Source organism: Gordonia sp. CPCC 205333, from assembly GCF_048537885.1.
GTDB lineage: Bacteria > Actinomycetota > Actinomycetes > Mycobacteriales > Mycobacteriaceae > Gordonia.
The window spans coordinates 811806-835171 of the sequence record NZ_JBCLVI010000002.1 but is presented as its reverse complement, the minus strand read 5'-3'; the positions used below and the strand labels follow the sequence as shown (position 1 = coordinate 835171).

The 23366-nt window shown below is 62.6% G+C and carries 22 protein-coding genes; 10 read left to right on the top strand and 12 right to left on the bottom strand.

Features of this window, described 5'->3' with window-relative positions; translation table 11 throughout:
• Positions 1-205 precede the first annotated feature (205 nt).
• On the bottom strand, positions 206-838 hold the full coding sequence (locus tag AAFP29_RS09590) for a hypothetical protein (protein WP_419217103.1): 633 nt from the start codon (positions 836-838) through the stop codon (positions 206-208).
• 822 nt (positions 839-1660) lie between these two features.
• Here AAFP29_RS09590 and AAFP29_RS09585 point away from each other — a divergent pair.
• Entirely contained in the window at positions 1661-1936 is a 276-nt protein-coding gene (locus AAFP29_RS09585; RefSeq protein WP_419217102.1) for a hypothetical protein, read from the top strand.
• An 88-nt stretch (positions 1937-2024) separates the two neighbouring features.
• The gene (locus tag AAFP29_RS09580) at positions 2025-2429 is read left to right on the top strand and encodes a hypothetical protein (RefSeq protein ID WP_419217101.1); all 405 of its coding nucleotides are present in this window, start codon (positions 2025-2027) and stop codon (positions 2427-2429) included.
• A gap of 575 nt (positions 2430-3004) precedes the next feature.
• Here AAFP29_RS09580 and AAFP29_RS09575 read toward each other — a convergent pair.
• The 4 genes from AAFP29_RS09575 to AAFP29_RS09560 are packed head-to-tail and all read right to left on the bottom strand — an operon-like array spanning position 3005 to position 4548.
• Positions 3005-3298 carry a hypothetical protein gene (locus AAFP29_RS09575; RefSeq protein ID WP_419217264.1) on the bottom strand — a complete coding sequence of 98 codons (294 nt, stop codon included), beginning with the start codon at positions 3296-3298 and terminating at the stop codon, positions 3005-3007.
• Positions 3201-3455, bottom strand: coding sequence for an ankyrin repeat domain-containing protein (locus AAFP29_RS09570; RefSeq protein WP_419217100.1), 255 nt, complete (start codon positions 3453-3455; stop codon positions 3201-3203). The genes AAFP29_RS09575 and AAFP29_RS09570 overlap by 98 nt, the downstream gene beginning before the upstream one ends.
• A 46-nt stretch (positions 3456-3501) precedes the next feature.
• On the bottom strand, positions 3502-3897 hold the full coding sequence (locus AAFP29_RS09565) for an ankyrin repeat domain-containing protein (RefSeq protein WP_419217099.1): 396 nt from the start codon (positions 3895-3897) through the stop codon (positions 3502-3504).
• A 60-nt stretch (positions 3898-3957) separates the two neighbouring features.
• Complete coding sequence (locus AAFP29_RS09560) at positions 3958-4548, bottom strand: hypothetical protein (RefSeq protein WP_419217098.1); 591 nt, start codon at positions 4546-4548, stop codon at positions 3958-3960.
• 447 nt (positions 4549-4995) lie between these two features.
• Here AAFP29_RS09560 and AAFP29_RS09555 point away from each other — a divergent pair, with 447 nt between their 5' ends.
• Positions 4996-5559 (top strand): TetR/AcrR family transcriptional regulator C-terminal ligand-binding domain-containing protein, encoded by a 564-nt coding sequence (locus AAFP29_RS09555; protein WP_419217097.1) that lies wholly within the window; start codon positions 4996-4998, stop codon positions 5557-5559.
• Positions 5560-5569: 10 nt separating this feature from the next.
• Here AAFP29_RS09555 and AAFP29_RS09550 read toward each other — a convergent pair whose 3' ends face one another.
• Positions 5570-6676: an aminotransferase class V-fold PLP-dependent enzyme gene (locus AAFP29_RS09550; RefSeq protein WP_419217096.1), complete on the bottom strand. Its 1107-nt coding sequence runs from the start codon at positions 6674-6676 to the stop codon at positions 5570-5572.
• Between the two features lie 68 nt (positions 6677-6744).
• On the opposite strand from AAFP29_RS09550, the gene AAFP29_RS09545 reads away from it, so the two are divergent.
• A complete protein-coding gene (locus tag AAFP29_RS09545) occupies positions 6745-7113 on the top strand; it encodes a hypothetical protein (protein WP_419217095.1) in 369 nt (122 codons plus the stop codon).
• A gap of 9 nt (positions 7114-7122) precedes the next feature.
• Here AAFP29_RS09545 and AAFP29_RS09540 read toward each other — a convergent pair whose 3' ends face one another.
• From AAFP29_RS09540 to AAFP29_RS09525, 4 genes are read right to left on the bottom strand one after another with little or no spacing between them, the layout of a single operon-like run.
• Entirely contained in the window at positions 7123-7734 is a 612-nt protein-coding gene (locus tag AAFP29_RS09540; RefSeq protein ID WP_419217094.1) for a DNA-3-methyladenine glycosylase I, read from the bottom strand.
• Positions 7734-11345 (bottom strand): murein biosynthesis integral membrane protein MurJ, encoded by a 3612-nt coding sequence (murJ, locus tag AAFP29_RS09535; RefSeq protein WP_419217093.1) that lies wholly within the window; start codon positions 11343-11345, stop codon positions 7734-7736. The genes AAFP29_RS09540 and murJ overlap by 1 nt, the downstream gene beginning before the upstream one ends.
• Positions 11338-13836 carry a DUF6049 family protein gene (locus tag AAFP29_RS09530; protein ID WP_419217092.1) on the bottom strand — a complete coding sequence of 833 codons (2499 nt, stop codon included), beginning with the start codon at positions 13834-13836 and terminating at the stop codon, positions 11338-11340. Before AAFP29_RS09530 ends, murJ begins: the two co-directional genes overlap by 8 nt.
• Before the next feature lie 16 nt (positions 13837-13852).
• The gene (locus AAFP29_RS09525; RefSeq protein ID WP_419217091.1) at positions 13853-14863 is read right to left on the bottom strand and encodes an NUDIX hydrolase; all 1011 of its coding nucleotides are present in this window, start codon (positions 14861-14863) and stop codon (positions 13853-13855) included.
• Positions 14864-14993: 130 nt separating this feature from the next.
• Between AAFP29_RS09525 and AAFP29_RS09520 the strand changes: the two genes are divergently transcribed.
• Positions 14994-16433, top strand: a complete 1440-nt coding sequence (locus tag AAFP29_RS09520; protein WP_419217090.1) for a CCA tRNA nucleotidyltransferase — start codon at positions 14994-14996, stop codon at positions 16431-16433.
• Between the two features lie 422 nt (positions 16434-16855).
• Here the strand turns inward: AAFP29_RS09520 and AAFP29_RS09515 are convergent, their stop codons facing one another.
• Both AAFP29_RS09515 and AAFP29_RS09510 read right to left on the bottom strand, forming a co-directional pair.
• Positions 16856-17410, bottom strand: coding sequence for a DUF664 domain-containing protein (locus AAFP29_RS09515; protein ID WP_419217089.1), 555 nt, complete (start codon positions 17408-17410; stop codon positions 16856-16858).
• 82 nt (positions 17411-17492) lie between these two features.
• On the bottom strand, positions 17493-18224 hold the full coding sequence (locus AAFP29_RS09510; protein ID WP_419217088.1) for a GntR family transcriptional regulator: 732 nt from the start codon (positions 18222-18224) through the stop codon (positions 17493-17495).
• A gap of 97 nt (positions 18225-18321) precedes the next feature.
• Between AAFP29_RS09510 and AAFP29_RS09505 the strand changes: the two genes are divergently transcribed.
• The 5 genes from AAFP29_RS09505 to AAFP29_RS09485 are packed head-to-tail and all read left to right on the top strand — an operon-like array spanning position 18322 to position 23365.
• Positions 18322-19749: a sugar porter family MFS transporter gene (locus AAFP29_RS09505; protein ID WP_419217087.1), complete on the top strand. Its 1428-nt coding sequence runs from the start codon at positions 18322-18324 to the stop codon at positions 19747-19749.
• 6 nt (positions 19750-19755) lie between these two features.
• The gene (locus tag AAFP29_RS09500; RefSeq protein WP_419217086.1) at positions 19756-20646 is read left to right on the top strand and encodes an N-acetylglucosamine kinase; all 891 of its coding nucleotides are present in this window, start codon (positions 19756-19758) and stop codon (positions 20644-20646) included.
• A 60-nt stretch (positions 20647-20706) separates the two neighbouring features.
• Positions 20707-21726, top strand: coding sequence for an SIS domain-containing protein (locus AAFP29_RS09495; protein WP_419217259.1), 1020 nt, complete (start codon positions 20707-20709; stop codon positions 21724-21726).
• Positions 21723-22898 carry an N-acetylglucosamine-6-phosphate deacetylase gene (gene nagA / locus AAFP29_RS09490; protein WP_419217085.1) on the top strand — a complete coding sequence of 392 codons (1176 nt, stop codon included), beginning with the start codon at positions 21723-21725 and terminating at the stop codon, positions 22896-22898. The genes AAFP29_RS09495 and nagA overlap by 4 nt, the downstream gene beginning before the upstream one ends.
• A 20-nt stretch (positions 22899-22918) precedes the next feature.
• Complete coding sequence (locus tag AAFP29_RS09485) at positions 22919-23365, top strand: MarR family winged helix-turn-helix transcriptional regulator (protein WP_419217258.1); 447 nt, start codon at positions 22919-22921, stop codon at positions 23363-23365.
• Position 23366: the final 1 nt, after the last annotated feature.

Genomic DNA, 23366 nt, shown 5'->3' with positions numbered 1-23366 from the left:
CGGCAACCTGATGTCCCAGTCGCTGATCCGGCCCGCGATGTACGCGCGGAGTTTTGGAACCGCCGCGATGGGTGGAGCGGCCAGGGTTTCCTGGTTCGTAAATTCGGCAAACCAATCCGAACCCGTCGGCGGAGTCGCACGATCACACGATGGCGGGAGGCAATGCGTGGCGGATTTGCCGCCGCAACCATCCACACACTGTTCGTTACACAGTAACCAGATGCGGAACAGGCATCGCGTAGGCGAAAAACTGCCCGTAGCCGCCAAAGTATGCTGTCGATCCCCACGCCACCACGACTACCGGTCCCCGACCTGTGCTGATGGTGCGCTCACGGTTCAGCTTGGTCACCTTGCGTGAGTTACAGAACGGGTGACCATTCTTGGTTCCACATTCTTGAACGGTGTGTACCTCCGTGACGACTCGCTGGTTAAGATCGGTTACCCCCGACCGGCCGTTGGAGAGATTGATCCATGCGACCGCCACCTTCGACGGTTCAACATAAGGCAGCTCGCTATCGGGCGGCCCCGCTACCTCAAATTGGGTGATCGTGACCGAACCATCGGTGGGTGTGGTCTCCAATTGAATTGGGCTGCCCATCCATGGGTCGACGGACTGCCCGGTGCCGTGGATTTGCACCGTTTCTCCGGTCGGTGCAGCTACCAGTTGCTGCTGTTGCGCCCCCACTCGAATCGGTGCTCCTAGCGCGGCCAATTTAACGATTGCTGTGCTGGTACTCACGCTTTCGGCCGGCGCTGCAGTGGCCGGCACCTCGGTAATCGTGACGAACGACAATGTCGATGCCGAGACAATCGCCATTGCCAATATTCGAACCCTCATCGCACTTTACCTACCTATTTCGATCGTTGTTTCTTGATGGACACAGCCTCAATCGTCGGCGATGACTGGCGATGCAATAACCTGGCGATGAAAACTGAACCATCACAGGGCGCGGCCCAAGTAGCTTACTGACGTCTCTGGCCAGTCTCCATACCGCCAGCACATATTTCCTCAATGAGCGTGTAAGTTTTGTTTGTCAGGCCTTTATGCGGAGTGGGATGGCTAGCACAGTGGTGAATTGGATCGGCTGGCCGACAACTGGGGCGGTATTGCCCCACGCGGTAAGCACAATGTCGCCAGGGCCGGTTGGGAGAACTGCACTGCGGTCGTAGATCGGGTACCGCCGCTTACTGGTGCAATGACCAGCGCCACATACCACGGTGGGTGAGTAGGTGTGTGTCGACCGGATGTTGAGCCCGGTGACGCCGGACCTACCGTTCGACAGGTTTACCCATCCGACAGAAATCTGGGAAGGTGTGTTGCTTCGGTAACGATCGCAGCCTTCCAATCCCCATTGGTGTACAGAAATTTGGTGATGGACCCTGTCGACCTTGATGTCAACGTCGCTACCCTGTGTCTCGCATACGAGCTTTCCCTTGTCGCGGGCTGACATGTGGCTGCCCACCAAGTGAATCTCGCCCGAATGCGAGTTCGATGGCGCCGCTTGAACTGCCGGCAAAGAAACGAGACTAAGTCCAAGAGTCAACAAAGATACTCCGACTGTCAGTAGCAGGACCCGTAAACGCATTACATTCTCCATTCTATGTGTGACGGGTCTCATGACCCAAAACGTATTTCGCGAAACTGCCCGGCGGCGTTACAGTGGATAATTTTCTTTTCGGCACGGCCCAGATCGCTACCGATATCGCCAAACTCGAAGAACTTGCCGCCCTCTACGCCGACGATCAGATCACCGCCCGCGAGTGGATGACCGCCCGCAACCCCCATCGAAACCCGCATCGACAAAGCACACAAAATACTGCCGCTCGTCAGCTACACGAAGATCGAGGCCACCTGGCCGATCTATCGGTGGGTTTCGAGTACCTGTCAAATTCCAGCTATACGTCGTTGGGAACCACGCCCCGAAGCGGCGCCTAGTAGTGTGTAACGCCACACTCCGGCTCGGCGATGTGAGGAGGAACACCCTACAAGCTGGATATTCCTGGCCGGGGGAGATGGAGAGGTCGTGGATTCCAAACTAGGTATGGTTCATCGAATCAAGCTCGGCACGGCGGTCGTGGCCGGAGCTACAGCCGTGGCTCTGGGGGCTGGCGGTGTCGGGGTGGCGACCGCTGCGCCAGCGACGCCCACTGGCTCGTACATCGGGCTGGGCTGCTGCGCGTCCACCACCACATATACGCCGGCGGGCGGGCAAGTCACCGTCGAAACGATCCTCAGTATCGGCGGACCGGGTTATCTGTCTAACTATGTCAGTGGATACCAGGTTGCTTGGCTCAACACCTCTACCGGAGCATCCGGCGTCCAAAATTTCAGCGCCCCTTATGTGCACCACACTGATCGCGGAATGGACGTATATGCACGAAAAGCGGTCGTGAAGCTTTCACCAGCTACGGTGGCGAAGCGGGACTAATGACGGGACTCGGGCCGGTGCCGCAGTTTGGTCTACAGCTCCCCGGAGCGATCACCGTACGGGTCTAGCCCCAGCTCTCGCCGGCAATCATCACAGTCCTGAATGGCCACATCGATAGCGAGCCTCGTGTCGTTCTGCGCTGCCGCGACGGCTCGCGCGCCGCCTCGCCTTCCACCAGTAGTGGCACGTCAGTGACGAACGAGACCAATCATCGAGTGACACACTGTTGTCGGTCCATTTAGGCGGCTACCAGGTCGCGGTCAGCGGCGACCTGTGCACGATATTCAGCACGAGCAACAATCCGGTATTCACGGGCTCGTGGCGCTGCAGGCAGTGCCAAAGCCGGTCCGCCTCAGAGACGTGCCCGATCCGGTCGAAATCCCACACCTGCACACACTCATCAACGCATCGACCTGCACACCGGGACCGGCCACCAGATCGATATCACCAGGTTCAGTCCACTCGCAATAGTCAGATCATCACCGTCGCGGCAGGTAGTGGTGGCGTCAGCTCGCCACGCTGCCCGATAGCCCGTAGGGCGGTCATCGCGTGGAGAAACGGCGGGGAGTTGCTCGTCACATGCCCGCGATAACCCAGTCACCCACATTCGTGAGGTTGGCTGCGGCAACGATCAAAAGTGCCGTACCGGCAACATCCAATACCACCTTCAACACTGGCACACCGCAACCTTTATCGGCCGCAAAGTCTGCCGGACGCTCATGTAGAGTGTCGTCAACTGCGATGGGTTCGGTCAGCGCAGAACTTCCAGAACTAGCTGTCACGATGGTGATCTCTCCGGAGTGGGGGCGTTCGAGGTTGGTGGGCCACAGCGCGGCCGTCGTCTCCGCGTGAATTGGTTTCCGCTTCATAGGCAACTAGTTGCTCGACGATCTCAAAACGTCCCTGCTGCACCGCTAGGTGTAGCAGGGTGTTGCCAGCGGAGATGCCCTGATTCACATTGAAGCCGCCGGTAGCGAGCATGGACCGAACCAGTTCGGTGTGGCCTCGCCCGACGACACAGATCACTTCTTCAACGTCGGGGTGAAGTCGAGGTGTCGCTGACTTGGGGGTCCTACTGCAACCCGAAGATTTCTTTCAGCTCTTCGTTGACCATAGTCTCGGCGACGTTCTTGGGAGTCTTCCCGACGCTGTTCACACTGTCCGGGTCAGCGCCGCGCGCAAGCAGCAGCCGTACGACGAGCTTGCTTCCAGGCCCAGGCTGGAACATTGCAACCCATAGAGGCGTATTGCCGTCGGAGTTCTTGGGGTCTACCTGTGCCCCATTGTCAAGCAGCAGGGTACTAGCGGCCAATTGCCCTTGCTGCGCGGCGAAATGAAGTGGTGTGAAATCCTGCTGGTCGCGTGCGTTTAGGTCAGCGCCGGCCGCGAGGAGTTCGCGGAGCAGCTCAACCTTGCCGTCCAGAGCTGCGTAGTGAATTGGGGACCGTCCGCCTTGGTCAACTGCCATGTCTATTTCTCCTTCGGTTGTTCTAGCGGTGTTCGGATGGAGCCTAAACTCCATGCCGCCTCATTTGTTGGTTGCGTCGTGCCGATGGAGGGTGGTTGGCGGTGGTGAGGATTCGGCGATCATGTCGTCGGTGGTTATTTTCTCGGATGGTGTGGCGTCTGCATGTGTTGCTTTGGCCTGGTCGAACCGGAGCTTGTAGTCGTCCCAGTGTTTGTCGAGTCGCCGGGTGTAGGCGGAGCCGTCGGCGTTGACGGCGGCGGCGAGCGCAGTGAAGATTCGTCCCACCCCGACTTCGTCGAGGAGTGTTCCTTGGAATCGTTTGAGGGGGCGGGTGATTTTCTGTGGCAGCAGTGAAGTCGACGAGGGGGCGCGCACGGTGGCGTTGTCGAGTGTTTTGGAGAGGGGCTTCGAAATCGAGCCAGGGTGCGTGTTGGATTGCTTGGGTGACGACGACGATGCCGAATCTTGTACCGTCGAGTTCATCTTGTTGAGGTCGTCGAGTCCGCGTGAGCCGACTTCAATGTCCGCGGCGGAGACGAAGGGGTCGGTGCGGTCGCTGATTTCGCTAACGAGGTCGCGCCAGATGGGTGCGATGTCTTTCGCGAGTGGTCCTGTCCAGCTGATAAAGACTGTGAGTTTGTCGCCTGCCATGGTTGGGGAGGGTACCGGGTGTGGCGGGATTGCTTGGGCGCATAGATTGACCGGAGGGCCGGAAGGTACCTCGATGGCCGCTCACACCAGTCAGAATACAACTGGCCCCGACAACCAAACCGGAATCTATGCCCACAGCGACCAGCAAACAGGAATAGCAGGAGGGGCGGGTCCGTTCCCGCTCAGTCTGCTCCCGTCCGCGACGCTTACTCCCAACTACCCCGCCAAACCCCGACGCAAAGTCCTTATCGTGAGTGTCGTGGCCTCAGTAAGTTGTGCACCACCAACCGCGGGCCTCCAGTTCCAGGGGGTGTGCTTTAGTTCTTGTTAGATTGGTAGCCGAGGTGCGACCGCTGGTCATCTTTTCTCCTCTAATGCATTGATCATTGCATTAGGAGCCTAAGCCCAAAGCGATACAAAAGCCAACCGATTTGCAATAATGGTGCCATGACTACGACGACAGCGGCACGCAAACGGCCCGGCGGCCGCAGCGCACGCGTCCGGGACACGGTGTATCGAGCGGTCGGGCGGCTGGTGACCGAAGGTCACCGCGAGACGATGACAATTCCGCAGGTCGCCGAGGTCGCCGGAGTCAACGCGACCAGCATCTACCGCCGGTGGGGCAGCATCGACGTGCTACTGGAGGAGGTCGCCGTCGCGGCATTGACCCGCGACGAACCGCTGCCCGAAACTGGCGATCTGGCCGGCGACCTGTCCGCGTGGGCGGCAATCATCGGCGACGACATCAGCCGACCACACCGCACGTCCTATCTACGCGCGATGGTCGCCGCGCGCGACGGCCTCGTCGAAGCCTGTCCATGCTGGGATATCCGAATCGCCCAGGCCGGTGAGATGATTGCCCGGGCACAGCAGCGCGGTGAACCAACACCACAGGTACGCCAGGTCCTCGACCATGTGATCGCACCGCTCTACCACCACGCGGTATTCGGCCTGCCAATCGACGCCGACTACGCGAAACTGCTTGTGTCCGACGTACTTTCGATGAAGTAGTCGCTGACTCTCAGTAGCCCATCGTCCGCAACTCACCCGCGACCCGGTCGAGCTGTTCGCGGGTGACATCTAGATGCGGACTAAGCCGTAGTACCGAATTCTCCATCGTCAGCGGCGCGCGCTGCACATGCGCGGCAGTGACCAGTACACCCGTGCTGCGCAGATGGGCGGCAGCGGCAGCGACATCGCCGGCCTGCCAGCCCGGCGGGGGAGCGAGGGTGACCAGCGCGGACGGTTCTTCGATCGGTTCGACAACCTCCCAGCTACCGATGCCATTCATCCGCTCCCGTGTCGTCTGCCCCACTTTGGCCAGCTCACGGTAAACCTTCGACGCCCCGATGGTCGTGATCTCGGCGACGGCCCGCCCAAGCCCGAGGCGCCCGGCGATATAGCCGGCGTCGGTGCCAACTTCAAGATCGGCCAGGGCTATCGGGCGCAGCGACTTCTCCTGTACCGCAACGAAACCCACGCCACGAGGACCGGTGAGCCATTTGCGACTGGTGCCATAGCTGAAGTCGGCTCCGGTGACAGTGGGGACATGCCCGATCGCCTGCGCCATATCGACGACGACCGGCACTCCGGCGTCATGTGCGACGTCGACGATCCGCTTGACCGGCTGGACCACGCCACTGGCCGACCCGATCTGACACATGTGAATGAACTGCGGCTGCTCGAACTGCAGCATATTCTCCAGTGCATCGACGTCGACGTGACCGAAAACATCGGCATCGGGCAGGGTCCGGACGGCGAATCCGCGCCGTTCGAACTCGATCAGGTTGGGCCCGAACTCGTTCTTCGCGACCCACACGGTGGTCGCGATCGGCAGATTCCAGGCAGACAGCAGGGAGCGCAATGAAGCTCGCGCGCTGTCGCGGTAGACAATCCGGTCGCCGGTGGTGCCCAACAGCGCGGCAAGGCCATTGCGCCCGTCGAGCAACTCGTTGTACACATCGTCAAGCGCTACATAGGAGCCCCGCTTGGATTCACGCCAGAGATGATCTGCGATCGCTTCGATAACCGCGTTCGACGATCGGCCGGCCGACGCCGAGTCGAGGTGGGTGATCGTCGGATCGATTCGGGCGGCGTGCCATTGCTCGCCGAGCTCGCTGATGAACATGGTGATGAGCGTAGTTGGTCGGGGAGAACTCGAGGGAACCCAACGGCCCGCGGCTGCGTCCAATAGAAGTGGACCACGTCATCGACTACTTCTTCGGCAGCGGCTCCGGTCCGGTGAGTCACTGGCATTCGCCTGCCGACGTCGACCTGGATCACGACGGCACGAACGAGGCCGTGCGACTGGACTTCGACGGCGACGGTCGTACCGATGACGCCATGTGGGATTCCGACGGGGACGGCGTCGCCGATGTCGCGGCCCTCGACCTCGACGACGACGGCGCCACCGAATCGTTCTATCGGGACGGCGGACGCGGGCTGTGGGACCAGCCTTCGTCGGCCCGGCGCATATACCTCGACACCGACGGAGATGGCCGAGACGACTACGTGCTCATCGATCGGGACGGCGACGGCGTCGCCGACGAGGCAGGACAGATGTGAGGTTGACAGCTACTTCGGCCAGACGCCTGACGCGCCTCGCCGGTGGGAGGTCAGCAGATGAGTGTCGACAATGCCGATCGCCTCCATCAACGCGAACATCGTCGTCGGGCCGACGAATCGGAAGCCATTCTTACGCAATGCCTTTGACAGTGTCACCGACTCCTCCGAGGTGGTCGGGACGTCGGCGATGGACACCGGTCGGGGAGTATCAGACGGCTTGAACGACCACAGGAACTCTTCGAGTCCGCCCTCGTCGCGCAATGCGATGACCGCGGCGGCATTGGTAATCGTGGCTTCAATCTTCTTGCGGTTACGCACGATTCGCTCGTCGCCCATCAATCGCTCGACATCGTCGGGGGTCATCGCCGCAACCGTGTCGACGTCGAAATCCGCGAATACCTCACGGAACGCGGGTCGCTTACGCAAGATGATCGCCCACGACAGTCCGGACTGAAAGCCTTCGAGCACAAGGCGTTCGAAGTGTGCGGACTCGCCGACTACCGGAATGCCCCACTCGGTGTCGTAATAGTCACGCATCATGCCGGGCTTCTCGGCCCAGATCGCACGCACCAGTCCGTCGTCGCCCAGGACGGCGCCGGGAGGTAAATCGTTATGCGACATCAGCTGGACATCGACACCTGGCTGATAACCGCTTGATAGCCGTTGCCACTCGGGCCGCTCGGTAGGTCGGTGATCCACACCATGAAGTACGGGCTCGCGACCGGAGTCGACACCGTCAGCGTGTTACTAGCGCCGGAGACCGTGCCCGATCCCACCACCTTCGTCTCACCGAGCGTCGCCGATGGCGAAGGCGCGGTACGTAATTCGACGTTGAACCCAGGTGTGGTGGTCCGGATGGTCACCGATTTCACCGTCTTCGAGCCGCCCAGATTGAACATCAAACCGAGGCCTTGTTTGAGGCCGCCGAAGTCGGGCGACGAGCGATAAGGGTCGGTCCGCCACGCGGGTTGGCGTCCACTGATCACATTGCCAACGTTGGTCGACGGATCTGGTGCCTGATCCGAGTAGTCCACAACGCTGGCGTCGGTGAGCGCAATCGGCCCGGCCGCGTTCGGTTGTGCCTGTCCCGACGTCGAGGTGGTGATGATGGTGTCGATATTGCTCGGACCGCCGCTGCCGCCCAACGCATTCGACATCCATACGATCAATGCGATCACTACGAATAGTGCGAGCAGTCCAGCCCCGACGATCAATCCCACATTGCGTTTGCGTTCGGGTTCGTCGGTGTCACGGCCCGGCTTCAACCGCTCATTGCGGGTAACCGCTACGGGTTCTGGTCCGCCCTCCACGGCGGGCAACATGTCGGTCTTGAGATCGACGACGGTCGCCTGGTCCAGCACATGCTGAACCGTTCCGGCAGTACGGATTCCACGGTCACCGTCGAGCGCGCGGGCCGCGACGGCCGAGATCTCGAACGGCACATCTGACCGAGATTCCCTCGGCTCGACGGGCTTACCGTTGCTGTCCGGGATGGCTGGCGGCAGTCCGCCAACCGAACCTTCCTTCTCGTTGGTCGTGACGATCTTCGATCCGGTCTCGCCGTCGAGCGGCCAGCGCGCGAGAAGCAGGGCGTAGAGCACCGCGCCCAGACCACGCACGTCCGAAGCCTTGCCATCGCCGACGAGGGTGCCGGGGAACGCCAGGACTGCATTGCCGTCGGTCGAAATACGAACGCGGTCAGGATGATCGATCGATAGCGCGGCACCGTTGCGGTGTGCGGACTCAGCCGCCGCGGCAAGTGCGCGAACCGCACGTGCCGCTCCGACCGGCGACGGACTGGATTCGGCAACCTCACGCAACGATGAGCCGGGCACCCACTCGGTGACGACGATGCCGCCGGATGAACCGCGCACCACATCGAGCACGCGGGCCACTCCCGAGGAGTTCACATGACCGAGGCGCAGTGTTCGGGACAGCACCGCCTGTGGGCCTTCCTCAGGACCGTCAGACTTCTCGCCCGCCGCCGGAGGTGTCGACAATTGGTCGGCGTCGACGAAGGTCAACGCCACATCGCGATCAAGATTGATATCGAGGGCGCGCCAGAACTGCAATCCGCGGGTACCACCATGCGGGTCGAGCAGTCGATAGCGTCCACCCGCGACCGCGGCACCGGGAACCAGGCGTGGGCCCCGGGGGCGGGTAGGCCGCGGCGATTCGTTCGGTGCGTCAACGGCTTCGGTCTCGTTCACTGCTTCGACGTCACCGTCGCTCATGCCCCGAGCTCCTCTCCTGCGATACCTCATGTCGGGTGGGCTGTACACGCCGGTGCCAGCCGCGCCACCACTATGGACGGAGTATGACTGCCACGTTGACGTCCCGCGGTCGAAGCGCCGCAAAACCTGTACTTGTCCAGAATACGGTACCGATTCCTCGACACCGATCCGCGGAAACTGAATCGTCATCGCCGCAGTCGATTCCGCTTCCGGCACACTCGCCGGCGCCAACGCCGGGATGAACCGCCCGGCCATTCGACGCACGCTGACCGTAATCGCCACGACGTCGGGGACCTTTAGGGCGGCCAACGCGGCATAGGAGAGTCCAAGCGCGACGATCGCGGTAAGGAACAAGTAGATCAACGAGCCGATCTTCCCGGCGTCGGTAGCGAGTTCGTGGAGTCCGGACAACTCGGCGAGCATCCACGTCAACCCGGCGGCGACGATCGAGACGACGATGGCCAACACACTTGTCCGCGTGACATTGGTCATCGCGACATTGCCGAGCCGCTTTTTCAACAGGAAATGGCCGACGATCGCGCCGACCAGATATCCGGCCCCGTTCGACAACGCCAGCCATCGCACGACAAGGTTGGGGTCGTCGAAAAGCACCGGCCCCAAATACGACAGAGCAACCTTGATAGCGGTGATCCCGAGGACCATCAGCGTCGGGGCCCAGGCATCCTCGCGCGCGTAGAACACCCGCAGCTGGACCAGTGTCATCGCATAGGGGATGAGGGTGAACGCGCCCCAGGCGAGTACCGACCCGAGTTGGGAGGCGACGTCGGCGTCGAAGTTGCCGAATTGGAAGACAGCGATACCGATAGCCGGACCGAAAAAGGTCATGAATGCGACCACCGGCACCAATGCGACCATCGTGAGCCGGGTCGCCAGCGAGAGGTCATCGATGACCGAATTAGTGTCCTTCGCCGCCGCGTTCCGCGACAGTCGCGGCATGATCGCGGTCAGAATCGTCACGCCGAGCACGCCGTATGGCAGTTGCAGCAATTGCCAATGCGTCGCATACACACTGATGCCGGATTCGTTGGCCGAGGCCGCGATGCGATAGGTGATGATGAGACCCACCTGCAAGATCGCGACGTACACCACGACGGCCAGCGCCATATTGCCGAATCGCCGCAGTCGGTCGTCGATACCCCACACCCAGCGCAGTTTGACGCCCGCTCGCTTGAGGTAGGGCACCAGGACCGACACCTGGACGATCACGCCGATCGTCGTACCGATACCCAGTACCAGGATCTGCGGGTTGGACATGCGGACCGGATTGAGCGTGATCTCGCCGGGCAGAGCGGCATAGATGATCAGCGTGACGATCTGCACGACATTGTTCAGGACTGGCGCCCAAGCGCCCGGTTTGAAATAGCCCTTGACGTTGAGAATCGCCATGAACAACGCCGACAGCCCGTAGAACAGGATCTCGGGCAACAACAGGTAGGCGAGGGCGGTCGCCAAGTCGCGGTTGACGTCGCCGTCGCCGACGTTGAGATAGGTCAGGACGGGCGCACCGACCAGCGCGAGCACCGTGGCCACACCGAGTAGCGTCACGGTCAGGGTGAAGATCCGGTTGATGAAAGTCGCGCCGCCGTCGTCGTCTTCGGCCTCAGCGCGAACCAGCACCGGAATGACGATCGCGGTGAGAACGGCGCCGAGCACCACTTCGGCGACCATATTCGGCAGCACATAGGCCGCCTGGAACGCCGACGATACCGCGGCACCGAGCATCGCCAACACCAGCACGGTTCGGACGAATCCAGTGATCCGGCTCATCAGCGTCGCGATCGCAATCGAGCCGCTGGTCTTCAGGATCGACGAATCGGATGCGCGCTTGGGCTGGGCGGCTTTGGGCTGGGCTGGGTTGGGTTGGTCACGAGGTGGGATGTGTTCGGGGGTCGGTCGCCCACCCGCTAGCGGTGACCGATCGGCGAGCGGCCCCGACAATGGTCGAAAGCCAGGGCCCGGTGGCTGGCGATCAGGCATCAGGCCCTCCTTCCTTCTCCTGCGCGAGACGATGTTGGTAATCAGTGGCAGCCAACGCTCGAGTGGCCTCGTCGGCTTCCGGGCGGTCGGCGTCAGCCGGGTCGGGTTGCCCGCGGAACCGATGCCACAGCCGGCGAATCACCAACAGGATCAGTACGACGCCGGCGATGAGCGTGACGATGAACAACGGTTTGCCGTAGGCGTTGGAATTCACCGAGAGGCTGATCGGCGCCCCTACGCTGACCCCAGTGCTGGACACCAATGCTATCTGTACCGACATCGACTCCGACGTCTCCGCGCGAGTCGGGAGTTGGACCTGGCGGGTACCGCGTGCCGGAATTTCAATCACACCGACGTCGTCGATATTGAGTTCGTCGGGAGCAATGGTGTCGAGCCGGACCCGGATCGGAAGGTCGAGATCGTTTCGGGCGACGAGAAGAAGGGGACTGCGCTCGGAGACCAGGGTGTACCGGCCACCGGGGTCCAACAGGGTTACCGACGACCGCATTCGTTCCAGCGTCTGCCCGACCGCGGCCACTCGGATCACGCGGTCGGCTCGCAATGCGATGCGATCGGCAGCGGTGTCCTGGGCCGGACTTCGCAACCCGCGCAACAGATCGGCGCGCAGCGGAGCCAAGTAGGACTCCGGTGATACGTCCACGTCGTCGCTGTTGACGAGCGATGCCTGCAATTGCCAGCTCAGCGCGGCGTGGGTCGAGATGTCGCGGCTGACCGCCGACGACGGTACCCAGCCGCGGTTCGTGGCGAGCATCGTGCCCGGTGGCGGCACCAGACGAGCAAGGCGCGGATCCTCCGAGTTGAGCCCGTCGACGACCTTCGGCAGCGGCATCGGATTGGCGACACCGGATTCGAGGAGCAGGGTCGCCGACGACACCAACGCTTGCGCGTCGGCCGCCGAGGGTGACCAATAGTCCGGCGGTATCAGGAATTGGGACCGCCCGACAGTCGGCCGCCGCTGCGACGGCACCTCGATCGACGGGTAGGCGAGTGCGGCGAGTGCGGACTGGCGTCGGCTTTCCGGTGATTCGTCAGCGAGCGCCACCTGCTGATCGTCCGGGGTCAGTACCGGGGTAATCGGGTGCGTGCCGATGGCGCCGAGTGCAGCGGTGATCGGCGCGTCGTAGGACTGGAATCGCAGATCGCCGACCCGGTATTGACCGGTCACCGATCCGGCGCCGGCCAATGACGATGACGCGGTTACCGCCTTGTTCAGTTTATTGGCGGTGAGCACACCGGCACCTTCGGTAGTCACCGCGCCGATTGACGGAATGGCAAGTCCGCGAACACTTTTCACGTTGAGAATGCTATCGACGATGTCGGCGGGCGCGGTGAGCGCTGACTCGGCCAACGACCCATTGCCCACCTGCTGCAACGAATCCAGATCCGCCCCGGCGAACGGGAGCGCGACAACGCACAGACGTGCGGCGACCTGCTGTAGGTCGCGCAACCACGCCGCAGCGTCGTCGGCACCGGTACCAGGCGTCGTCGGAGCATCGACGTTGCGCGGGTCGCTGGTGACGGCATAACCGCCCGTCATGGCACGGACGGTGAGCAGCAGATCGGGGTCGACGGCGAGGCAGACCGATTGCTGCAGTTTTGACGGCGCAGCGAGTGTCGGTGGAGTATCCGACGACGGTGCTGCCGCGGATTCTGAACTATCGGGGACCTGTTCGTCGTCGGCTATGCCGGAAACCGACTCAGCGGCGTCGACAAGGGTGCGCAGACGTCCACCGGGGGCGAGTGACCGTGCCATATCTTCGCTGATTAGTCGGGGCTGTGTGCCGCCGAGTCGGCCGGGGGCCATCTGCGGCGGCGCGGCGAGCGGCCACAACATCGTCAGAGATGAGGGCGCGCTGAGATTGGCGACAACCGAGCCGTCCGAACCGACGTCGGTCGTCGTTTGCTCCTCGCCGATGGGTCCGGAGTCGGCTTCGGACGCACGTTGCGGATTCGGTGGCAGCGAGAGGACCGGGAGTAGTGTGCGCGAGTCGGCGACCCGCGCCATCTCGCCATATTCGGGGATCGCGTTGAGGTTCACCAGCAGCGGATACACGCCGGTCGAGTCGATCCCCAAGCCGGTCGAACCAGACAGTGGTACGGAGAGGGTGAAGGGCTTGCTCTGTCCCGGGGTCAGGGGGCCACCGAGGGACACGAACGGGCCGGAGCGATCGAAGGTCGCGGCGTCGGCGGCCAGCGCGGTGCGTAATCCAGCGGCGTCGGCGACGCGCTCCCCGCGTTGCAGGCGGATTCCGAGCTGGCTGAGCGCGCGGTCGCTGGTGTTGGTGACCTGCCCGGAGACCGTGACCGACGAACGACTGCTGGTGGTCACCATCGACGGCGAAACCGATTCGATGGACACCTTGGCGAACCGAGCGGTCGTCTCGCCACCGGGTGCCGCCGACGCGGACGCCAACAGTGGGCCCGCGAAAACCAGCACGGCTACGACGATGAGGGTTAGCGTCGTACGCATTGCGCGCCTCGACGCGTCAATCATCTGTGGACGGGCTACGACGTCCGCGGCGTCGACGTCGGCGCGATCGTGCCGGAGGCGGCGGATCGTTGCGACGCTGGTTGCGTGCGGCGGCGGCTCGTTCATAGGCATTTGGTTCGGTGCGAATGCTCTCGGCTTCAGACTGCGCCAATCGAGTGGGATCGGCCATCAAGTCGGCGATGACTCCCTCGGCCATTCGTGCCAAGCGACGCTCGTCAGAATACGTGAGCCGACGCGGCAGTTCGGTCAACGGGACCCAGGCGACTTCCGCGACTTCGTAGTCGGCATCGGACAGCTCGCCGCCGAGACTGCGTAATAAGTAGTGGTGCACCGTCTTATGGATGCGGCGACCCTCACTGACAAACCAGTAGTCGATCTTGCCCAAGGGTGCGACAACCGATCCGGTGATGCCGGTCTCTTCGGCGATCTCCCGGACCGCGGTCTGTTCGGCGGTCTCGCCGGTTTCGATATGTCCCTTCGGTAGCGACCACATCATTCGGCCTCGACGATCGACGCGTCCGATCAGTGCCGCCGACAGCTCTGGGTACGGCTCACCGAAGGTCGAGATGACGAGCCCGCCCGCCGACGTCTCCCGCACGGTGCGCAGCTTGGGGCCACGGCTTTTGCCGTTGGTCGACTCAGCTGAACCAGGGCTCGTCGACTCCGCGTCGGGGCGTCGGGTGCGACGACGCCGATTCTTGTCCGGTCGAGGTCCGGGTGGCCCTGGTTTTGGCCGCGAGTTCTGCACAACTGGCGGGCCCGGCTTGGGAACGGCCAGATCCGACGGTTTGGGGGGACGCGCGACTACCTTGTCCGGCGGTGGTCCAGGCTTCGGGCCAGCCGGGTTGTCCTGGGATTTCGTCGGCGTGCTCGCCGCCGGGGCCGCTGGCAGGGCAGGACGACGCCCACGTCGACGTCGACTCCGGTGGGGCCTACCCGAAGAGGTCTGGCCCGCATCGGCGTCGGCGTCGACGCCTTGATGTGGGCTGGACGGTTCGGCGGACACGCCTTGAATGCTAGTCGTTGGACACCTGCCGTTCGCCTGGAAGGGCTAGCGAGTGTCGTAGGAACGATTGCCCAGACAGGACAAAGTACGTTTCGGGAGGTTGCCGCAGGCCCAGGTAAGGTGTCTGACCGTGACCGAACCCGCGCAACGCCGCACCAGGCTCCTCGCCTCCGCCGCGGCCGCCCTCCGCGCGGAGTCCAGTGTCCTCAATTCACTCGGTGCGCTATTCGCCGACGCCGGGCACGAGTTGTACCTGGTCGGGGGATCGGTGCGGGATGCCGTACTCGGACGCCTCGGCAATGATCTGGACTTCACTACCGACGCTCGGCCAGCAGCGATTCAGGCGCTGCTCGACGACTGGGCCGACACCGTGTGGGACACCGGCATCGAATTCGGCACGATCAGCGCCCGGAAGGGGTCGGCCCTGATCGAGGTGACGACATACCGCGCCGATACCTACGACCAGGTATCGCGTAATCCCAAGGTGACCTTCGGCGACACCCTTGACGGCGACCTCGTGCGGCGCGACTTCACTATCAACGCGATGGCGGTCAAGATCACGGCTGACGGTGCCGCGGACTTCATCGACCCGCTCGACGGCATGACCGCGCTGCTTGCCGGAGTAATAGACACTCCCGCCGCGCCTCAACAGTCATTCGGCGACGACCCGTTGCGCATGCTGCGTGCCGTGCGCTTCGTTTCTCAACTCGGTTTCCGGCTCACGCCGCGCACATTCGATGCCATCGTGGAGATGGTCGGTGAGATCGATCGGATCACGGTCGAGCGGATCCGCGCCGAACTCGACAAGATGATTTGTGGTGAGCACGCCATCGAAGGCGTGGATGCGCTGGTCGACTCCGGTCTGGCCGATCGCGTGATTCCGGAGATCCCCGGAATGAAGCTCACCATCGACGAGCATCATCAACACAAGGACGTGTATCAGCATTCGCTGACCGTCCTTCAGCAGGCGATCGATCTGGAGACTGGTGACCCTGACGTCGTATTGCGTTGGGCCGCACTGCTTCACGACATCGGCAAGCCCGATACGCGACGGCACGAACCCAATGGCGGAGTGAGTTTTCACCATCATGAGGTAGTCGGCGCGAAGATGGTGCGCAAGCGTTTTCGAGCGCTGAAGTATCCAAAGGCCGTTACCGACGACGTAGCGCAACTTGTGTTCTTGCACTTGCGATTTCACGGTTACGGCGAGGGCAAGTGGACCGATTCCGCGGTGCGCCGGTACGTGACCGACGCCGGCGATCTGCTGGAACGGCTCCACAAACTCGTCCGAGCCGACTGCACGACGCGCAATAAGCGGCGCGCGCGGAAGCTGCAGGAGACTTATGACGACCTCGAGCGTCGTATCGCGGTATTGAAGGAAGCCGAAGACCTCGATCGGGTGCGTCCGGACCTGGACGGCAACGCCATTATGGAATTGCTCGGCCTGCCAGCGGGCCCGCAGGTCGGCGAAGCCTGGCGATACCTGAAGGAACTCCGGCTTGATCGCGGGCCGATGGATCGCGACGAGGCCGAGGTGGCGCTCAAACAATGGTGGGCCGAACGCTCGTAAGTTGATGCGCCGTCGAGACCCGCCCCGTTGGTCGGGTGCGCTCGCAAGTTGGGTGTGTCGAGACCCGCCGTTGGTCGAGTGCGCTCGACGAGCGCTAGCGAGACGCGCGTGTATCGAGACCGGGTGAGACGTCATCAGAACGGTGGGTCCTCAGTCTTCTCGAGGTGCGGTTGTGTTCTCGTTCTTGTTGTCGGTGATCACATGCAACGCGATCTTCACATTCGCTTGGGACAGTTCAACAGTGTCCGGCTCTCCTGCGTGCGGGACGCCTGTTTCGGTTTGGGGTGCAGTTCGCATTCGAGGGGCAGGCCATTCAAGCGGACGATGAACGCCTCGAGCGTTGCGCCCACGACGCTGGGCTCGATTGCGACACTACGTTCAACCATCCTCCAAAATGATTCCCCGTCAAGGGAATACAGTTCCTATCCCCAGTCCATTCCTTCGCTGATCGCCGCCATCGTCGTCTGGCCGTCGAGGGCTTCGCGGATGATGTCTGCGTGGCCGCAGTGCTGAGCCGTCTCGCGCAGTCGATGTGCGACGAGGCGGCGGATCGACCACCATTCCCGCTCGGGCTGCCACGGCGCGGTTGGCATCGGGATAAGTTCGTCGAGACTGCCGGCCTGGGCGATCACACTATCGAATTGTGCTGCCGCACGGTCGTATTCACTGATCCACCCTCCGACGGTGTCGTCGGGGCCGAAGCTGTATGAATCCGCTCCGGCGGCCGGGTCGAATACCGCGGTCTCGTCGCGGGCGACAATCTCGGCGGCGGTGTCAGCCTCGCCCGACGCCACGTGCTTGAGCAAACCACCAAGTGTCAGCTCGGAAACAGTTGTGCGCTGACGCGCTTGTTCATCGGTCAGATTGCGCACTGTGATCTTGAGCAGCGACCGCTGATCTGCGAGCAGCAGTAGAAGGTCCTGCTTTTCTTCGCTGAGATCGGGGTTCAATTCGACAGCGGTATAGGTCCCGGCCATGATGATGCCTCTCGGTGATGGGTTTCCCTGCACCGATGACCTTACGACCGCTCTAGGACAGGTTCTGTCCGGTTGGCGAAGTTCAACTACTACGCGATACGAATCGGAACCGGTCACCCCGGTATGCCGACTTAGTCCATTCCACGACATCGCCAGCGGCATCGCGTGCCTGACGTCGGACCATCAGAAGCGGTGCACCGGAAGGGATTTGGAGCAAGTTTGCTTCGGTCGGGGTAGCCAGTGCCGTTTCGACACTGTCTTCAACCGTGCCGATCTCGATGCCGTAGTCTTCGCGGAGGGTCGCGTACAGCGAACCATTCGCCACGACGCGTTCGGCCAATCCCGGCAGACGTCCAGGCAGGTGGGCGGTCTCGATCGCCATCGGTTCGTCATTGACGATGCGCAACCGAGTCAGCCTGTGCACGCGTCGACCCGAGGGGACGTCGAGGTGAATGGCCAGATCGGCGTCGGCGCGTAACCGATCGGCGGATAGCAGGCGCGAGGTAAGCGTAAGTCCTTCGGCGCCAAGATCGTGGGTCAATGACGTCAACTGCCGAACGTGGACCAGCCGTGGTGGCGCGACGTAGTTGCCGCTGCCCTGGGTGCTGCGCAAGACGCCCTCGGCGGTCAACTCCGCGAGTGCCTTCCTCAGGGTGGTGCGAGATGTCCGAAGCTCGGCGGCGAGTTGTCTTTCCGGCGGCAGCGACGTTCCTGGCGCCGCTTCGGCTATACGCTCAGTGAGCGCGATCTTGATTTGGAAATACCGCGGCAGTCGCGCGGCGGCGTCGACTGCGGCGGCGGGATCGTCTGTCATGAATTGCAGGATACCTATTGCCTATCCCATTGGTGTATGCCAATGTAGTTCCCATCACATATTGGTCTATACCAATCCAGGTGCAGAGAGGTAGCGCATGAACCGTCCACTTCCGGTACGCAGCACCGGCCTCGCTGCGCTGGTCGCGATCGCCGCGGCCAGCCTGGGCATCATCTACGGCTACGACACGTCGAATATCGGCGCCGCCAAGGACTTCATCAAAGACCAATATTCGCTGGGTGACGGCATGACTCAGGCGATGGCCACGGTGGTCGTGGTCGGCGAAATCCTCGGAGCATTGGTCGGCGGCTGGTTCGCCAATCGGGTCGGTCGGAAGCGGGCGATGGTCACCGTTGCGGGGTCATATGCGGTATTCGCGCTATTCAGTGCTGTCGCTCCGACGGTCGGATTGCTACTTCTCGCGCGATTCCTACTCGGGCTGACAATCGGCGTGTCGGTGGTCGTGGTGCCGGTGTTCGTAGCCGAGTCAGCGCCGGCACGCAATCGCGGCGCCATGCTGGTGGCGTACCAGTTCGCGACAATCGTCGGCATCATCCTGGGCTATGTCTTCGGGTACGTCCTCGCTGATACCGGTGAGGATGCCTGGCGGGCGATGCTGGGTATCGCCGCGATACCCGCGATGCTCGTCACCGTCGTTCTCATGCGGCTGCCCGACACTGCCCGCTGGTACATGTCCCAAAACCGCGAAGCAGAAGCGCGTGCCGCGTTGTCCAGGGTGGAATCGGGTGCCGATGCCGCCCAGATTGAACTCGAATTGGCCGATATGCGGCAAGCGCTGCGCGACGAACACGGTGGCGGTATCCGCGAACTGTTCCGCAAACCCTTCGCCCGAGCCACCTTTTTCGTCGTCGGCCTCGGCTTCTTCATTCAGATCACCGGTATCAACGCGATCGTCTATTACAGCCCGGACATCTTCAGCGGCATGGGCTACACCGACAACTTCGGCAAATACATGCTGCCCGCGTTCGTTCAGCTATTCGGCCTGGCGGCGGTAATTGTCTCGCTGTTCACCATCGATCGATTCGGTCGGCGCCCCATCCTGCTCGGCGGAATCTCGACGATGGTGGTCGCCTTCATCACGATGATCGTGGCCTATCAGCTGGCCGACGGACAGTTCACCGGCGGCGGCGCGGCTGGCATCGTAGGATTCATCGGTCTGGTGCTGGTGGTAGTCGGATTCTCGTTCGGTTTCGGATCGCTCGTCTGGGTGTACGCCGGCGAAGCATTCCCAGCGCGTCTACGTGCCTACGGATCGAGTGCCATGCTGACAGCAGACCTCGTCGCTAATGCCATTGTCGCGCAGTTCACTCTCACTCTGATCAACGGCCTCGGCGGTTCGACGACATTCACCATCTTCGGCGCGCTGACAATCGCGGCCTTCGTGTTCGTCTTCAAGTACGCGCCGGAAACTAAGGGGCGCAAGCTCGAAGATATCCAGCACTTTTGGCGCAACGAGGGACGGTGGCCAGCCGAGCCGACGGTCCGCATCGCGGCAGGTTCGTAGAATCCGATGTCCCACAACGCAATTCTCGCGCTCGATATCGGTGGCTCGAAGACTCACGCGGTCCGTGCCGTCGACGGAGTCATCGTGTCAGAGTCGATCGTAGGTAGTGCCAATGTCGCCTCGGTGGGAACCGCGGAAGCGGGACGTCAACTCGACGTCGTCATCGATCGGCTCGGCGGTTCGATGGGTATCCGTGCGGTGTGTGCCGGTGCGGCGGGTGTGGATACGCCCGAGTCCGTGAAAATCTTGTATGACCTTCTCGACGCGCGTCTGCCGAATGCCCAGGTGCGCGTCGTTCACGACAGTCAGCTGATCCTCGCCGCGGCAGGAGTCCTCGACGGCATCGCCGTGATCTCGGGTACCGGATCGGTCGCCTGGGGTCGATCGGGTGATGCGAGTGCCCGTGCGGGCGGCTGGGGTTACCTCCTTGGCGATGAAGGTAGCGGGTATTGGGTTGCACGCGAGGCGATTCGACGGCTGCTGGCGCGGATGGATGACCATCATCCGGGGCAACAGCTCGGGCAGGAACTTGCCGCTGACTGCGGATTGTCCGACGCCGCTGAACTTCTCAACCACTTCTATGCGCAAACCGACCGGCGCTACTGGGCGGGTCGCGCACGGGTCGTCTTCGAAATGGCGAAGGCCGGCGATCCGTTGAGCGCCGGAATCGTCGACGCCGCGGCCACCGCGTTGGCCGAACTCGTCTTGCAGGTTGGCGCCCAACTACGGATAGCCGGCCCGGTCGTGATGGCTGGCGGACTGGCAGTGAATCAGCCGATGCTGCAACGTGGAGTACGACGCATCCTCGCCGGCCGCGGCGTCGCCGACGTCCGGGTGCTATCCGTCGATCCGGTGCGCGGTGCCGTTGAGCTTGCCCAGCGACTCAGTGATCGGTGAAATGTTGACGAAAGGACAATCATGACCTCGACTACGCACAACGCCGTGCCCGGCCGATTGATGGCGGCGGAGATCGCCGAGCAGCCGCAGGCTTGGCAAGCTTTGCTGGACAACGGTATTGAAGCAATTGACGATGCCGCGGCACGTGTCGCGCAGTACCGCCCACGGTTCGTGCAGTTTGTCGCGCGCGGGACAAGTGATCATGCTGCTCTCTACGCGAAATACCTTGTCGAGATCACCCACCGTCTTCCGGCGGGGCTGGTATCACCGTCGACGATGACGGTATATGGCACGCGCCCCGACCTGCGGGATGTGCTCTATATCGCGGTGAGTCAATCGGGCGGATCGCCGGATCTCGTCCAGTCAGTTGAAGTCGCCCGTGCACAGGGTGCGCTGACGGTGGCGGTGACCAACAACGCGTCGTCGCCGCTATCGGACGCGGCCGAACTGCATATCGACGTGTGTGCCGGTGCGGAGAAGTCGGTCGCCGCGACCAAGTCCTATACCGCGGAGTTGCTGGCGCTGTATCTCCTGCTGGAAAAGGTTCGTGGCGGCGACGGATCGGCGGCGAAAGCATTGCCCGAACTGGGTACCGCGGTGCTCGAGGCAGATGCGCACGTTCGCGAAGTGGCACAGCGGTATCGGTTCGCGCAGCGGCTGATAGCCACGGGCCGCGGCTACTCGTATCCGACCGCGCGAGAGGCCGCGCTCAAACTGATGGAGACGTCCTACCTTTCGGCACAAGCATTTTCGGGTGCCGACCTTCTCCACGGCCCGCTGGCCACTGTCGACCCGCAGGTTCCGGTACTCGCCGTGGTGCCGTCCGGCGCGGGCGGCGATGCGATGGTTCCGGTGCTGGAGCGGCTCGCCGAGCGCAATGCCGATGTCTTCGGCGTGGGATCTTCGGCCCGAATCGCTGGCCTCACCGGTGGCATTTCGCTTCCCGGTGGTGTCCCTGACGAGCTGTCTCCACTCTTGGAAATCATTCCACTGCAGCAACTTTCACTGCATCTCGCCATTGCGCGGGGTGGCGATCCAGACACGCCGCGTGGGTTGGCGAAGGTGACGGAGACTCTATGAGTTCAATCGTCATTTCCGCCGCGCGTGTGGTCGCCGACGGCACGGTGCACTCTCCCGGCTGGATCGAGATCCACGACGAGCGGATTGCCGGCGTCGGTGCTGGTCTACCGCCGCGGCGTGCCGACCACGAATTCGGCTCGCACACAGTTGTTCCCGGATTCATCGACATGCATGTGCACGGCGGCGGCGGATATTCGTATACCGACGGTGTCGCCGACGAAATCCGCCACGGCCTCGAGTTTCACCGACGACATGGCACCACGACGTCGGTGGCGAGTCTGGTCAGTTCAGGCCCGGAATTCCTACTCGCACAGATCGATGCGCTACACGACCTCGTCGTGCGCGATGAGATTGCCGGCCTTCACCTGGAGGGACCGTGGCTAAGTCATCATCGATGCGGCGCGCATGATCCCGACACGCTCCGCGACCCGGATCCCGCGGAGATCGCCCGAGTGCTCGACGCCGCCCGCGGAACCATCTCGATGGTGACGTTGGCTCCGGAACTGCCTGGTGCGCTCGATGCGGTCGAGCAATTCGCGGCAGCGGATGTGCTTGTCGGAGTGGGCCATACCGACGCTGGTCATGCGCAAGTCAAGGCGGCGATTGAACGCGGCGCACGGGTGGCGACGCACCTATTCAATGCGATGCGCCCACTGCATCATCGGGAGCCGGGGCCGATCCTGGCGCTGCTGGAGGACCCTCGGGTGACCATCGAGATCGTCGGCGATGGAGTGCATGTACATCCTGATCTGGTCTCGTATGTGACGCGCACCGCCGGGCCGGGCAGAGTGGCGTTGGTGACCGACGCGATGGCGGCGGCGGGAATGACCGATGGGTCATACCAGTTGGGTGTTCTCGACGTCGATGTGACTGATTCTGTTGCGCGCGTGCGGGATACCGGAGCGATCGCCGGAAGTACCGCGACGATGGACGTATTGTTTGAGCGATCGGCGACGAGACTGACCGAAGGTCGCGGCGGACTAGGCGCCGAGGCCGCGCTGTTGGCCGCGGTGGCTATGACAGCGTCGACGCCGGCTCGAGCGCTCGGTCGAACCGACATCGGCGAATTGGCTGTCGGAAAGCGCGCTGACTTGGTGGTAGTGGATGACGGTTACCGAGTTGAGCGAGTGCTCACGCGTGGGGATTGGCTAGATAGGTTGCACACAATCTAAATGTGGGCTACTTTTCTGAGGTGGCCGACGAACTCGCTTTGAATCAGCAGCTGTGCTTCGCGCTCTATGCGGCGTCGAGGGCTACCACAGCTGTGTATCGACCGATGCTGGACGAGCTCGGAGTCACCTACCCGCAGTACCTGGTGCTATTGGTGCTGTGGGAGCGCGACGGACGTGGCGTCCGTGAAATCGGCGGTGAGCTGGATCTCGATTCGGGGACACTGTCTCCGTTGCTGAAAAGGCTTGAGACGCTTGGCTTTATCGAGCGCCGACGACAGACCAACGACGAACGTCGCGTCGAAATACATCTCACCGACGCCGGACGTGAACTTCGAGCCGACGCCGTCGAGATTCCGGCGTGCCTCGCGGCACGGTCGGGTATGAGTATCGCGGAAGTCGTCGCTCTGCGTGAGTCGCTGGTGAAACTCACCGCGGCATTTCGGGACGAGCAATCCTCCAACAGATAGG